This window comes from Shigella sp. FC1967 (assembly GCF_001743005.1).
GTDB lineage: Bacteria > Pseudomonadota > Gammaproteobacteria > Enterobacterales > Enterobacteriaceae > Proteus.
Map to the genome: position 1 here is coordinate 1 of NZ_MIIZ01001209.1, position 13,707 is coordinate 13,707.

General features: G+C 40.8%; 11 protein-coding genes, 4 tRNA genes and 1 pseudogene. All 16 read left to right on the top strand.

What is annotated here, in order from left to right; all coding sequences use genetic code 11:
- The first annotated feature begins 9 nt into the window (after nucleotides 1–9).
- Nucleotides 10–1,023, top strand: a complete 1,014-nt coding sequence (wecA, locus tag BHE89_RS20280) for a UDP-N-acetylglucosamine--undecaprenyl-phosphate N-acetylglucosaminephosphotransferase (RefSeq protein WP_458694249.1) — start codon at nucleotides 10–12, stop codon at nucleotides 1,021–1,023.
- 24 nt (nucleotides 1,024–1,047) lie between these two features.
- Nucleotides 1,048–2,106 carry an ECA polysaccharide chain length modulation protein gene (wzzE, locus tag BHE89_RS20285; RefSeq protein WP_077885167.1) on the top strand — a complete coding sequence of 353 codons (1,059 nt, stop codon included), beginning with the start codon at nucleotides 1,048–1,050 and terminating at the stop codon, nucleotides 2,104–2,106.
- Nucleotides 2,107–2,236: 130 nt separating this feature from the next.
- On the top strand, nucleotides 2,237–3,367 hold the full coding sequence (gene wecB / locus BHE89_RS20290) for a non-hydrolyzing UDP-N-acetylglucosamine 2-epimerase (RefSeq protein ID WP_069369918.1): 1,131 nt from the start codon (nucleotides 2,237–2,239) through the stop codon (nucleotides 3,365–3,367).
- Nucleotides 3,364–4,626: a UDP-N-acetyl-D-mannosamine dehydrogenase gene (gene wecC, locus BHE89_RS20295; protein WP_069369917.1), complete on the top strand. Its 1,263-nt coding sequence runs from the start codon at nucleotides 3,364–3,366 to the stop codon at nucleotides 4,624–4,626. Before wecB ends, wecC begins: the two co-directional genes overlap by 4 nt.
- On the top strand, nucleotides 4,623–5,690 hold the full coding sequence (gene rffG, locus BHE89_RS20300) for a dTDP-glucose 4,6-dehydratase (RefSeq protein WP_069369935.1): 1,068 nt from the start codon (nucleotides 4,623–4,625) through the stop codon (nucleotides 5,688–5,690). The genes wecC and rffG overlap by 4 nt, the downstream gene beginning before the upstream one ends.
- Before the next feature lie 21 nt (nucleotides 5,691–5,711).
- Nucleotides 5,712–6,593, top strand: coding sequence for a glucose-1-phosphate thymidylyltransferase RfbA (gene rfbA, locus BHE89_RS20305; protein WP_069369916.1), 882 nt, complete (start codon nucleotides 5,712–5,714; stop codon nucleotides 6,591–6,593).
- Complete coding sequence (gene rffC / locus BHE89_RS20310) at nucleotides 6,571–7,284, top strand: dTDP-4-amino-4,6-dideoxy-D-galactose acyltransferase (protein ID WP_069369915.1); 714 nt, start codon at nucleotides 6,571–6,573, stop codon at nucleotides 7,282–7,284. The genes rfbA and rffC overlap by 23 nt, the downstream gene beginning before the upstream one ends.
- Before the next feature lies 1 nt (nucleotide 7,285).
- Complete coding sequence (gene rffA, locus BHE89_RS20315; RefSeq protein ID WP_069369914.1) at nucleotides 7,286–8,416, top strand: dTDP-4-amino-4,6-dideoxygalactose transaminase; 1,131 nt, start codon at nucleotides 7,286–7,288, stop codon at nucleotides 8,414–8,416.
- Nucleotides 8,417–8,418: 2 nt separating this feature from the next.
- A complete protein-coding gene (gene wzxE, locus BHE89_RS20320) occupies nucleotides 8,419–9,675 on the top strand; it encodes a lipid III flippase WzxE (protein WP_069369913.1) in 1,257 nt (418 codons plus the stop codon).
- Nucleotides 9,672–10,757 (top strand): TDP-N-acetylfucosamine:lipid II N-acetylfucosaminyltransferase, encoded by a 1,086-nt coding sequence (locus BHE89_RS20325; RefSeq protein ID WP_069369912.1) that lies wholly within the window; start codon nucleotides 9,672–9,674, stop codon nucleotides 10,755–10,757. Before wzxE ends, BHE89_RS20325 begins: the two co-directional genes overlap by 4 nt.
- Complete coding sequence (gene wzyE, locus BHE89_RS20330) at nucleotides 10,754–12,121, top strand: ECA oligosaccharide polymerase (protein ID WP_069369911.1); 1,368 nt, start codon at nucleotides 10,754–10,756, stop codon at nucleotides 12,119–12,121. Before BHE89_RS20325 ends, wzyE begins: the two co-directional genes overlap by 4 nt.
- A pseudogene (gene wecG, locus BHE89_RS20335) lies at nucleotides 12,121–12,860 on the top strand (lipopolysaccharide N-acetylmannosaminouronosyltransferase). Before wzyE ends, wecG begins: the two are co-directional and overlap by 1 nt.
- A gap of 227 nt (nucleotides 12,861–13,087) precedes the next feature.
- A tRNA-Arg gene (locus BHE89_RS20340) sits at nucleotides 13,088–13,164 on the top strand.
- Nucleotides 13,165–13,228: 64 nt separating this feature from the next.
- Nucleotides 13,229–13,304 (top strand) — tRNA-His (locus BHE89_RS20345).
- 22 nt (nucleotides 13,305–13,326) lie between these two features.
- Nucleotides 13,327–13,413, top strand: a tRNA-Leu gene (locus BHE89_RS20350).
- Nucleotides 13,414–13,441: 28 nt separating this feature from the next.
- Nucleotides 13,442–13,518, top strand: a tRNA-Pro gene (locus tag BHE89_RS20355).
- Nucleotides 13,519–13,707 lie beyond the last annotated feature (189 nt).

Genomic DNA, 13,707 nt, shown 5'->3' on the forward strand with positions numbered 1-13,707 from the left:
GAATTATATCTGGCATGTGCGGGGCTCCTTGTTTTTATCGGCGCATTAGATGATCGTTTTGATATTAGTGTCAAAATTAGAGCGACAATCCAAGCTTTTTGTTGGGATTGTGATGATGGTCGGGGCGGGGCTAAAACTTATATTCCTCATAAGGAATTATATCTGGCATGTGCGGGGCTCCTTGTTTTTATCGGCGCATTAGATGATCGTTTTGATATTAGTGTCAAAATTAGAGCGACAATCCAAGCTTTTGTTGGGATTGTGATGATGGTCGGGGCGGGGCTAAAACTTGATACACTAGGGCATGCTTTTGGTCCTTGGGAAATGCATTTAGGGCCTTTTGGCTATATTGTTACACTTTTTGCTGTTTGGGCAGCAATCAATGCCTTTAACATGGTTGATGGTATTGATGGGCTATTAGGTGGCCTTTCTTGTGTTTCTTTTGGCGCACTTGGTATTTTATTATATCAAGGTGGTAATTCAGCGCTCGCATTCTGGTGCTTCTCATTTATTGCGGCAATTTTACCTTATATCCTTTTAAACTTGGGGGTTTGCGGTAAAAAATTCAAAGTCTTTATGGGGGATGCGGGAAGTACACTGATTGGATTTACCATTATTTGGTTATTGGTCGCGTCAACACAAACTCAGCCCCGCCCTGTTAAAGCAGTCACCGCATTATGGATAATTGCTATTCCTCTTATGGATATGGTCGCAATTATGTACCGTCGTTTACGCAAAGGAATGAGTCCTTTCTCTCCAGACCGTCAACATATCCATCATTTGATTATGCGTGCAGGTTTTACCTCCCGCCAAGCTTTCATACTAATTACACTGTCAGCCGCGTTATTAGCCGCGATTGGTATTATCGGTCAAAACCTATCATTTGTACCAGAATGGTTTATGTTGGCATTATTCTTGCTTGCATTTGTTATGTATGGTTATTGCATTAAACGCGCGTGGCGAGTCGCTCGTTTTATTAAACGACATAAGCGTCGCTTACGTAGAGCAACACAACAGCATTAATATAAGCAGAGGTTTTTTAACGTGATGAACTCGGAAAATAACGCCTCCCGACAGGGTAATCAGCCAGATAATGAACTCGATATTCGAGGTCTTTTTTGTGCACTTTGGTCAGGAAAAAGCTGGATTATAGGGTTCGCTCTGCTTTTTGCAGTGATTGCACTCGGTGCATCTTATTTGATGCAACCTAAATGGAGTGCAATCGCAATGACAGAGAAACCAACGATTAATAACTTAGGCAGTTATTATTCGCAATCTCAGTTCTTGCGCAATCTTGATACACAGATTAATCCAGCAGCACAAACCTCAGCTTTAACTATTTCAGATGAAGCTTATCAAGAGTTTATTACTCAAATCGCGGCGTTTGATACACGTCGTGAATTTTGGTTGCAAACGGATTATTTCAAACAACGCAAAGAGAGTGATGAACAGGCTAATGCTGCGTTATTGGATGAGTTAATTAACAATATTCAATTTACGCCCGCCGATGAGAAAAAATTAGTTAATGATCAACTGAAACTTATCGCAGAAACGTCAAAAGAAGCGAGTCAATTATTAAATGAGTATATTGCTTTTGCTAATAAGAGAGCATCGACCCATCTTAATGATGAAGTGATAACCGCTTGGGCAACTAGAACTCAATCAATGAAAGCGCTAGTTAAACGTCAAGAAATGGCGGCTCAATCTGCGTATCAACGCCAAATTAACTTATTAGAGCAGTCAATCAAAGTGGCTGAGAAACAAGGTATTTCTCAAAAACAAACCTCAATTGCGATTGATGAGTTACCCGATTCTAAACTGTTTCTGTTAGGTGTTCCTCTGTTGCAATCACAGCTAGAAACTTTAGTCGCAACAGGTGCTGATTTTGATAGTGATTACGATCAAAATACGGCAATGTTAGCGACCCTTGCTGTGGGTGCAAAATTACAAGATAACTTCCAAGCTTACCGTTTTCTACGTACTCCTGAAGATCCTGTGAAACGTGATAGTCCTCGTCGTGCCTTTATGATGGTACTTTGGGGCGCTATTGGTGTTCTTGCGGGGGCAGGCGTTGCATTAGTAAGACGCAGTTCATTAAAAAAATAATAATAATTAAATGTTGTCATTGATAACAATAACGAGACATCAGGTGTTTCGGCACCTGATGTATTGAGAATAAGGGCATATCGCTTTCCCAAAAATAAGCGATATAACAATGAAAAAAAAGAGAGCCACTGTGAAAGTGTTGACTGTTTTTGGCACACGCCCTGAAGCGATTAAAATGGCACCTTTAGTGCACGCTTTAGCAAATGATGATTCGTTTGAAGCGAAGGTATGTGTTACGGCCCAACATCGAGAAATGCTTGATCAGGTATTAAATCTTTTTGAGATCAAACCAGATTACGATCTCAATATTATGAAACCAGGACAAGATTTAACGGATATTACCTGTCGTATTTTAGAAGGGTTAAAACCGGTATTAGCGTCATTCCAACCTGATGTTGTTTTGGTACACGGTGATACAACAACGACCATGGCAGCAAGTTTAGCCGCATTTTATCAACGAATTCCGGTTGGCCATGTGGAAGCAGGGCTACGTACTGGTAATCTTTATTCCCCTTGGCCTGAAGAGGCTAACCGTACCATTGCAGGGCATCTTGCAATGTATCATTTCGCACCAACAGAAACGGCAAAATTAAATTTGGTACGAGAAGCGGTTGCGGATAAAAATATTTTTGTCACGGGAAATACGGTAATTGATGCGTTGTTTTGGGTAAGTGACAGAGTGATGGGCAATCAAACGCTCTTAAATGAGCTTGCTGTCAACTATCCATTTATTCAGCCTGACAAGAAAATGATTTTGGTAACAGGACATCGTCGGGAAAGCTTTGGTGGCGGTTTTGAACGTATCTGCCAAGCTTTAGCTGAAATTGCATTAGCACACCCAGATGTAGAAGTGGTCTATCCTGTTCACTTAAACCCTAATGTGAGTGAACCAGTTCAACGTATCCTTCATGGTATTGATAATATTAAGCTAATACAGCCACAAGATTATCTTCCATTCGTTTATTTAATGAACCACGCTTACCTTATTTTAACCGACTCTGGTGGCATTCAAGAAGAAGCCCCTTCATTAGGTAAGCCTGTTCTTGTAATGCGAGACACTACAGAGCGTCCAGAAGCTGTTGAAGCGGGCTCTGTTCGTTTAGTGGGAACAGATACTAAACGTATTGTGAGCGAAGTAACCTCTTTATTGACAGACGAAAACGCGTATCACCAAATGAGTAAGGCAACAAATCCTTATGGTGATGGTCATGCCTGCCAACGTATTCTTGAAGCATTGAAAAAAAATCAGGTGACATTATGAGTTTTGAAACTATTTCTGTTATCGGCCTCGGCTACATTGGTTTACCTACAGCGGCAGCTTTTGCCTCTCGTAAGAAAAGCGTCATCGGTGTTGATGTGAATCAGCATGCAGTTGATACGATTAATAAAGGTCAAATTCACATTGTTGAGCCAGATCTTGATAAAGTGGTTAAACAAGCCGTTGAAGAAGGTCATTTAAAAGCCTACACCACGCCACAGCCGGCAGATGCTTACCTTATTGCTGTGCCTACACCATTTAAAGGTGAGCATGAGCCTGATTTGGCTTATGTTGAAGCTGCTGCACGCTCTATCGCCCCTGTATTGAAAAAAGGTGATCTTATTATTCTTGAATCAACCTCACCCGTTGGCTCTACTGAAAAAATGGCAGAATGGTTAGCTGACGCTCGCCCAGACTTAACATTCCCTCATCAACAAGGTGAAGATGCTGATATCGATATTGCTTACTGCCCTGAGCGTGTATTACCAGGTCAGGTAATGATTGAACTTATCCGCAATGACCGTGTTGTGGGGGGCATGAACCGTAAATCATCAGAGCGTGCAAGCGAGTTATATAAGATTTTCCTTGAAGGTGAATGTGTTATCACTAATGCGCGTACTGCGGAAATGTGTAAGCTGACAGAAAATAGCTTCCGTGATGTTAATATTGCGTTTGCTAATGAATTATCACTGATCTGTGCTGACCAAGATATTAATGTGTGGGAGCTCATTAGCTTGGCGAATCGCCATCCTCGCGTCAATATTTTACAACCAGGCCCAGGCGTTGGTGGACACTGTATCGCTGTTGACCCTTGGTTTATCGTGTCACAAAACCCAAAACAATCTCGTTTAATACACACGGCACGTTTGGTTAATGATGGCAAACCGGTATGGGTTATCGATCAAGTTAAAGCTGCTGTTGCAGATTGTCTTACTGAGACGGGCAAACGTGCAAGTGAAATCAAGATCGCCTGCTTTGGTTTAGCTTTTAAGCCTAATATTGATGACTTACGTGAAAGCCCTGCGATGAATATCACTAAACAAATAGCGGATTGGCACAGTGGTATGACATTAGCCGTTGAGCCCAATATTCATGAGCTACCAACAAAACTGAAAGGGATCACAGAGTTAGTATCAACAGAACAAGCGCTGAAAGACGCTGATATTGTTTTAATGCTAGTTGACCACCAACAATTTAAAGCGATCCCAGGTAGCAAAGTCACCCAAAAATGGATTGTAGATACTAAAGGAGTATGGCGTTGAAACGCATTCTAGTGACAGGTGGAGCTGGTTTTATCGGCTCTGCTGTTGTTCGACATATTATTGAAAACACCAATGACAGCGTTATTGTGGTGGATAAACTGACTTATGCCGGTAATTTAGAGTCATTAGCAACAGTAGCTAACAGCGAACGCTATGCCTTTGAGCAAGTCGATATCTGTGATAGAGCAGAGCTTGATCGCTTATTTGCTCAATATCAGCCAGATGTTGTTATGCACTTAGCGGCAGAAAGCCATGTAGACCGTTCTATCGATGGTCCAGCTGCGTTTATTGAAACCAATATTGTGGGTACTTACACCTTATTGGAAGCGGCTCGCCACTTTTGGCAAGTCTTGCCTGAAGGGAAGAAAGCCGCATTTCGTTTCCACCACATCTCAACAGATGAAGTGTATGGCGATTTAGAAGGTACTGATGATTTCTTCACAGAAACCACGCCTTATGCGCCAAGTAGTCCATATTCTGCTTCTAAAGCGTCAAGCGACCATTTAGTTCGCGCTTGGTTACGTACTTATGGTTTACCTACGGTGATCACGAATTGCTCGAATAACTATGGTCCTTACCATTTCCCTGAAAAATTAATTCCATTAATTATTTTAAATGCAATTTCAGGAAAACCATTACCTGTTTATGGTAAAGGTGAACAAATCCGTGATTGGCTCTATGTTGAAGATCATGCTCGTGCCCTCTATTTAGTCGCAACAACAGCAACACCGGGTAAAACTTACAATATTGGTGGACACAATGAGCGTCGCAATATTGATGTTGTTAAAACGATTTGTGCGCTATTAGAAGAGCTATATCCAGCAAAACCGGAAGGTGTTACTCAATATACTGATCTCATCACTTATGTGAAAGACAGACCCGGTCATGACTTACGCTATGCGATTGATGCAGCGAAAATTGAAGCAGAATTAGGCTGGAAACCAGAAGAGACATTTGAGTCTGGCATTCGTAAAACAGTTTTGTGGTATTTAAATAACGAAACTTGGTGGAAACGTGTGTTAGATGGATCTTATGCCGGTGAACGTTTAGGGCTTGGGAACTGATTAAGTAAAAAAGGATAAATGATGAAAGGTATTATTTTAGCGGGTGGCTCTGGTACACGACTGCATCCGATAACCAAAGGGGTATCGAAGCAGTTATTGCCTATCTATGATAAGCCCATGATCTATTATCCGCTTTCCGTTCTGATGCTTGCTGGTATTCGAGATATTTTGATCATCACAACACCCGATGATATGACCTCATTTCAGCGATTATTGGGTGATGGTTCTGCATTTGGTGTTCATCTTCAATATAAAATTCAGCCATCGCCTGATGGCTTAGCCCAAGCCTTTATTTTGGGCGAGGAGTTTATTGGTGATGATCATTGCTGTTTAGTTTTAGGTGATAACATCTATTTTGGTCAAGGGTTTAGTCCAAAATTAAAACAAGTTGCTCAACGTGATCGTGGTGCGACAGTGTTTGGTTATCAAGTGATGGATCCTGAGCGATTTGGTGTTGTTGAATTTGACGATGACTTCAAAGTATTGTCGATTGAAGAAAAGCCAGAACACCCTAAATCTAATTGGGCAGTGACAGGGCTTTATTTCTACGATAACCGTGTGGTTGATTTTGCCAAACGAGTTAAACCTTCGATTCGTGGTGAACTCGAAATTACGTCGATTAATCAAATGTATCTTGAATGTGGTGAACTTAATGTCGAACTGCTGGGACGTGGTTTTGCGTGGTTAGATACCGGAACTCACGATAGCTTAATTGAAGCCAGTACCTTTGTTCAAACTGTTGAAAAACGCCAAGGGTTTAAAGTTGCATGTCTTGAAGAGATTGCTTGGCGCAATGGTTGGCTCAGTGATGACCAAGTAAGAGAAAGCGCAAAATCACTGTCTAAAACAGGTTATGGTCGCTATCTATTGGATTTATTACATGTCCGTCCTCGCCAATATTAATTATCTTGAGTGGGAAAGTGAGTATTTTTCCCTCAACACAGGGCGTCTTGAGTTTGATACACAAGCGCCCGCATTAACAAACGAACAGCTTGACGCTTTTGCTGTGGTTCAAGCTAAAGTCGCATCTCATGAGCTTTCTCTTATCGATAAACTCAGCCAATTAGGTTTTCAATTTGCGGAAGGTGAAATTGATTTTAAACTTTCAATTGGCACAGAAAATGCTTGTAAGAAAACGACAGGATCTTTTTTTAGAAAAGCGACTGAAAATGATATCGATTTATTGATGGCAACAGCCTCAGATGCTTTTGTACAAAGTCGTTTTAGAACACCTTGGTATAAAGAAGGTGATAGCAGTCGTTTTTATGCATTATGGGTTAAAAAAGCGGTGTTAGGCACGTTCGATGATATCTGCTTACTGACTTATGATGCTGAAAATAATGTAAGTGGTTTTGTCACTTTACGCCATCTATCTGAACGTGAAGCAAGAGTGGGATTACTCGCAGTAATGCCCAACAGAATAGGACAAGGCATTGGTAAACAACTGATGTCGGCCGCGAAGATTTGGTGTCAACAACAAGGCGTTTCAACCTTATATGTTGCAACACAGATCAGCAATATTGCTGCTTCGCGTTTATACACACACAGTGGGGGCTTAATAGAGAGCACCACTTATTGGTTATACAGGGGATAATATGATTCCGTTTAATAAACCACCGGTTGTCGGCACAGAATTAGACTATATGAAACAAGCTATGGAAAGTGGCAAGCTCTGTGGTGATGGCAATTTCACAAAAAAATGTGAAAAGTGGTTAGAAGAACAATTTCATTGTCATAAAACGCTGTTAACGCCTTCTTGTACAGCATCGCTTGAAATGGCCGCCATCTTATTAGATATCAAGCCTGGCGATGAAGTCATTATGCCAAGTTTTACCTTTGTTTCGACCTCTAATGCGTTTGTATTACGTGGCGCAACAATTGTTTTCGTTGATATTCGTCCAGATACAATGAATATTGATGAAACAAAAATTGAAGCTGCGATTACAGATAAAACTCGCGCTATTGTTCCTGTTCATTATGCCGGTGTTGCGTGTGAAATGGATACGATTATGGCGATTGCGAAAAAACATAATCTGTTTGTTATCGAAGATGCTGCACAAGGTGTCATGTCAACTTACAAGGGTAAGGCGCTTGGTACGATTGGTCATATTGGTTGTTATAGTTTCCATGAAACGAAAAACTACTCATCAGGTGGTGAGGGTGGGGCAACGTTAATTAATGATCCTGATTTAATCAATCGTGCCGAAGTTATCCGTGAAAAAGGGACTAACCGCAGTCAATTTTTCCGTGGTCAGGTAGATAAATATACTTGGCGTGATATTGGTTCTAGCTATTTAATGTCAGACTTACAGGCAGCCTACTTGTGGGCTCAACTTGAAGAAGCTGAAAAAATTAATGAGCGTCGTTTAGCATTTTGGCAGATTTACTATGATGCATTGATTCCATTAGCGGAAAAAGGCTTATTAGCGCTTCCAATCGTTCCTGAAGGGTTAGAACACAATGCACATATGTTCTATATCAAACTGAAAGATATCGAGCAACGTAGCGCGTTTAATGACTATATGAAAGAGCATGGTGTCCTAACGGTATTCCACTATGTGTCATTACATACTAGCCCTGCGGGGATGAAGTTTGGTCGCTTTGATGGTGAAGATATTTTCACTACGCAAGAAAGTGAGCGTTTAGTGCGTTTACCTATGTTCTACAATATGACAGAAGAAGAGCAACAGACTGTTATTGGTCATATTCGCGACTTTTTTGCTTAATTATGTCATTAGCCAAAGCATCAATTTGGACAGCGGGATCAACCCTGATAAAAATCGGGGCTGGTCTGCTTGTTATTAAGTTACTTGCTGTCTCTTTTGGACCAACAGGAGTCGGATTAGCGGGTAACTTTCGTCAATTAATTACTGTACTCGGCGTTTTATCTGGTGCAGGTATTTTTAATGGTGTGACGAAATTAATCGCACAATATCAAGATGATGATATTCAACGCAAAAAAGTGTTGGGGACTTCATCATTTATGATTTTGCTGTTTTCCACATTATTAGCGATTTTATTTCTTCTTTTTTCTGCTCCCATTAGCCAAGTGTTATTTGGTGATGATTATCATCAATATCAGGATATTGTAAGAGCCGTTGCTTTTATTCAAATGGGGATAGCATATAGCAATTATTTTCTTGCTATATTAAAGGGTTATCGTGATGCGGCAGGTAATGCTTTATCTGTGATTGCGGGTAGCGTTATTGGCGTTATTGCTTATTATTTATGCTATTTATTAGCGGGTTATCACGGTGCATTAATAGGGCTAGCCTTAGTGCCTGCGCTTATTTTATTTCCTGCTACATTTTTAGTAGTCAAGCGTAAACGTTTTGCTTTAAGCGAGCTTAAACCTCATTGGGATAAGGCAATAGCAAGTCATCTTGGTAAGTTTACCATTATGGCAATACTGACATCGATTACATTACCTGTTGCTTATATCATGATGCGTAATTTACTTGCTGAGCATTATAGCTGGGAAGACGTGGGAATTTGGCAAGGGGTGACCAGTATTTCAGATGCTTATTTGCAATTTATTACCGCATCTTTCTCTGTTTATTTACTGCCAACACTCTCCCGACTAACGCAAAAGAGTGATATCACCAAAGAGATCGTTAAGTCACTGAAGTTTGTATTACCTGCGGTAGCTGCTGCGAGTTTGATGGTGTGGTTATTACGCGATTTTGCGATTTGGTTACTGTTTTCAGATAAATTTACCGCTATGCGTGATTTATTTGCATGGCAACTTGTTGGCGATGTTTTAAAAGTAGGCGCTTATGTCTTTGGTTATCTCGTCATTGCAAAAGCGGCGTTACGTTTTTATATCCTTACAGAAGTCAGCCAGTTTGCTTTATTAACGTTATTTTCGCGTTGGCTTATTCCTGAGCATGGTGCACTGGGCGCAGCTCAAGCCTATATGGCAACGTATATTATTTACTTCCTTCTCTGTAGTTCTGTTTTCGTGATTTATTGCAGGCGCAAATGACAACTTTGATTTACGTACTAGGTTCAGACATTGTGCATCATAACAACACAATGTTACGGTTTTTTAACGACCAGCTCGTGACTGAGGCGGGGTTAACGTATAAACCCCGTTTTATCGTTGCCAGTAAAAATACCTCACTGCAAGAAAGCTACCCAGCTTTAGATATTGAGTGTTTAGCTGATAAAAAGCAGGTTGCTCAGAGAGTGGTCGCATTGGCAAAAGCGGATACTCATCAACGATTCCTTTTTTTAGGTCAGTTTAATGCGCCTATTTGGTTGGCATTATTGACGGGTAAGATTAAACGCCATCAATTTTGGTGGCATATTTGGGGTGCTGATTTATATCAGGATGCTAAACAGCTAAAATTTAGACTCTTCTATTTTCTTCGTAAACTCGCTCAAAAGCGTGTGGGACGGGTATTTGGTACACGAGGCGATCTGAATTACTTTGCACAATTTAACGTTAATATTCCAGCTAGTTTGCTCTATTTTCCAACAAGAATGGATCCTGCACTCACGGTGATAGAAAAAGCACCTATTGATGAAAAACAACTTACTATTATTGTGGGTAATTCAGGAGATAGATCGAATCGTCATATTGAAGCTTTACAGGCAATAGCAGAGCAATATGGAACACGTGCCAAAGTGATTATTCCTATGGGATATCCTGAAAATAATCACGTTTATATTGATGAAGTCACCCAAGCAGCGAGTCAGTTGCTTCCCTATAATCAGGTTGAAATATTACGTGATAAGTTGGCATTTGATGATTATCTTGCGTTATTGAAAACATGTGATTTAGGCTATTTTATTTTTCATCGTCAACAAGGTATCGGCACGCTTTGTCTGCTTATTCAATTTGCGATCCCTTTTGTTATTAGTCGTCAAAATCCATTTTGGCAGGATTTAACTGAGCAAAATGTGCCTGTTTTTTTCTCGGGTGACAAATTAGATGTAGCGCTGATTGAAGAGGCTAAACGCCAATTGCTAATGCTTGATCGCCAAACTATTGCCTTCTTTGCCCCTAACTTTACGGACGGCTGGAAAGCGTTAATTGAGATGAGTACAGGAGAGCCGCAATGACATTGGCGGAACTGGGTGGCTTAGCACTTGTTTATTTTATCTCTTTAAGCTTTATTTTATTGCTCACTTATCAAGAGTTTCGTCGAGTTCGCTTTAATTTTAATGTTTTTTTCTCAATGCTCTATCTGCTGACCTTTTATTTTGGTTTTCCACTGACTTGTCTGTTGGTATTCCAATTTGATGTCGCAGTTGTACCGGTTGATTCATTATTATACGCGCTATTAGCCTCTACCAGCTTCTATGCAATTTATTATGTAACTTATAAGGTGAGACTGAGAAAATCGGTTGACGGCGCTTCTAAGACGTTATTTACGATGAATAGAGTCGAAACCAACCTCACTTGGATTTTGTTGGCATTAATCGCATTTGTAACCGTAGGTATTTTCTTTCTACAAAATGGCTTTTTACTCTTTAAGCTCAAAACGTATAGTCAAATTTTTTCAAGCCAAGTATCAGGTGTTGCGCTTAAGCGCTTTTTCTATTTTTTTATTCCCGCGATGCTGGTGGTCTATTTCTTAAAACCGACTCAACAACGCTGGATTTTCTTTCTTTGTGCGACGGTGGGGTTTGGGATATTAACTTATATTATCGTGGGTGGAACTCGCGCTAATATCATCATCGCTTTTGCGTTATTTTTATTTATTGGAATTGTTCGTGGCTGGATAACCTTGTGGATGCTGGTTGCAGCAGGGGTTATGAGTATCGTTGGAATGTTCTGGTTGGCATTAAAACGTTATGGGCTTGATGTGAGTGGTGCTGAGGCGTTCTATACTTTCTTGTATCTCACCCGTGATACGTTTTCTCCTTGGGAAAACTTAGCTTTGTTACTTAATAATTATGACAAGATTGAGTTCCAAGGGCTTGCACCAATCATTCGTGATTTTTATGTCTTTATACCTTCTTGGGTATGGCCAGAACGCCCTGATGTTGTACTGAACTCGGCAAATTATTTTACATGGGAAGTGCTTAATTACCATGCGGGTCTTGCTATTTCGCCGACCTTAATTGGCTCTTTGGTTGTCATGGGGGGCATTGCCTTTATCCCATTAGGTGCAATTGTTGTGGGGCTGATTATTAAGTGGTTTGATTGGCTATATCAGCAAGGGCTCAATGAAAGCAATCGTTATAAATCGGCTATTTTGCAAGCTTTTTGCTTTGGGGCTATTTTTAATATGATTGTTTTGGCGCGGGAAGGTGTTGATTCTTTCGTTTCTCGCGTTGTGTTTTTCTGTTTAATTTTTGGTTTATGTTTGGTGGTCGCCAAACTGCTTTATTGGTTATTTGAAAGTGCGGGATTAGTGCGTAATTACGTTACTCGTCAAATACAAAGTGAACCTCGTTGTTTAGAGAAAAAGGAAAAGTAATGGGATCCAATTCAATTCCGAAGTATTCAATCCGCGGACATAATATCTGGGGATTTCGCGATATGGCTCATTTTCTGGATTATCTCTATGAGGGGACGCAAATAAAAAAGTGGTTCTCTGATTGCTATTAATGCAGAAAAAAATTCTCACCGCAGAAACAGATTCAGCACTCAATGAGCTACTCAATGAAGCTGATTATCTTTATGCAGACGGCATCAGTGTTGTACGAGGCATTCGTCGCAAATATCCTGATGCAAATGTTTCTCGTATTGCTGGTGCGGATTTATGGGAAGCATTAATGGAAAGAGCGGGTAAAGAGGGAACCCCCGTTTTTCTTGTCGGGGGAAAACCTGAAATTCTTTCTCAAACCGAAAATAAACTTAAAGCGCAATGGAATGTAAATATTGTAGGTAGCCAGAATGGTTACTTCACACCACAAGATAGAGAAGCGTTATTTGAGCGTATAAAGGCCTCTGGGGCGAAAATAGTGACGATTGCCATGGGATCCCCTAAGCAAGAGTTATTTATTCGTGCATGTCGTGAGATTCACCCTGACGCTTTATATATGGGTGTTGGTGGAACTTATGATGTATTTACAGGCCATGTTAAAAGGGCGCCTAAAGCATGGCAAAACCTTGGACTAGAGTGGTTATATCGTTTGTTATCACAACCAAGCCGAATTAAGCGTCAATTTAAACTGTTAAAATTCGTTGGGTATTACTATTCCAATAAATTGTAATCGCAATAGTCTCTTTTTTTGTTAGGTCTGGCTGATTAAATGATTTATTCACGCTTTTATCTAGCATCTTGGCTGTTTAATTATTATACTGAAGGGGCGTTCAGCGTATAAAAATGCTCCATTTATCGACGAAATGCACAAACTATCGTCAAACAAACTTTTTTTTTCAAAAAGCACTAGACAGACAGAGCGTAAATCCGTACTATCCTCTCCCGCAACGGCGTGAAGCGCCCGTAGCTCAGCTGGATAGAGCGCTGCCCTCCGGAGGCAGAGGTCTCAGGTTCGAATCCTGTCGGGCGCGCCATTAAAGCGTGCTAAGAGTTACGGTGAAGAACGTTGTTGTAAGAAGTAATAAGATAGCTGTTATGGTGGCTATAGCTCAGTTGGTAGAGCCCTGGATTGTGATTCCAGTTGTCGTGGGTTCGAGTCCCATTAGCCACCCCATCTTATCTTAGTTATTGTTTATGCGAGGGTGGCGGAATTGGTAGACGCGCTAGCTTCAGGTGTTAGTGTCTTAACGGACGTGGGGGTTCAAGTCCCCCCCTTCGCACCAATAAACAAGGTAAGAGCAGTGATACAGACGGCGAGTAGCGCAGCCTGGTAGCGCAACTGGTTTGGGACCAGTGGGTCGGAGGTTCGAATCCTCTCTCGCCGACCAATAAGAAAGAGCCTCGATTTTATCGAGGCTTTTTCGTATCTACGACTTACCTTTTTAAACGCTGCCATACCACTCCTATTTCTATAATTCATTAATTCATTACTCTTACCCGTACTTTTATTTTTTTGTTCTGTGTTCCAGGTAAGAAAACCAAAATGATCTTTTTTAACAGAAATGTCATCCTTGTTA

Coding starts and splice junctions, on each gene's coding strand:
- wecC (WP_069369917.1), top strand. CDS start 3,364: ATGAGTTTTGAAACTATTTCTGTTATCGGCCTCGGCTACATTGGTTTA.
- rffA (WP_069369914.1), top strand. CDS start 7,286: ATGATTCCGTTTAATAAACCACCGGTTGTCGGCACAGAATTAGACTAT.
- rffC (WP_069369915.1), top strand. CDS start 6,571: ATGTCCGTCCTCGCCAATATTAATTATCTTGAGTGGGAAAGTGAGTAT.
- BHE89_RS20325 (WP_069369912.1), top strand. CDS start 9,672: ATGACAACTTTGATTTACGTACTAGGTTCAGACATTGTGCATCATAAC.
- rfbA (WP_069369916.1), top strand. CDS start 5,712: ATGAAAGGTATTATTTTAGCGGGTGGCTCTGGTACACGACTGCATCCG.
- wzzE (WP_077885167.1), top strand. CDS start 1,048: ATGAACTCGGAAAATAACGCCTCCCGACAGGGTAATCAGCCAGATAAT.
- wzxE (WP_069369913.1), top strand. CDS start 8,419: ATGTCATTAGCCAAAGCATCAATTTGGACAGCGGGATCAACCCTGATA.
- wzyE (WP_069369911.1), top strand. CDS start 10,754: ATGACATTGGCGGAACTGGGTGGCTTAGCACTTGTTTATTTTATCTCT.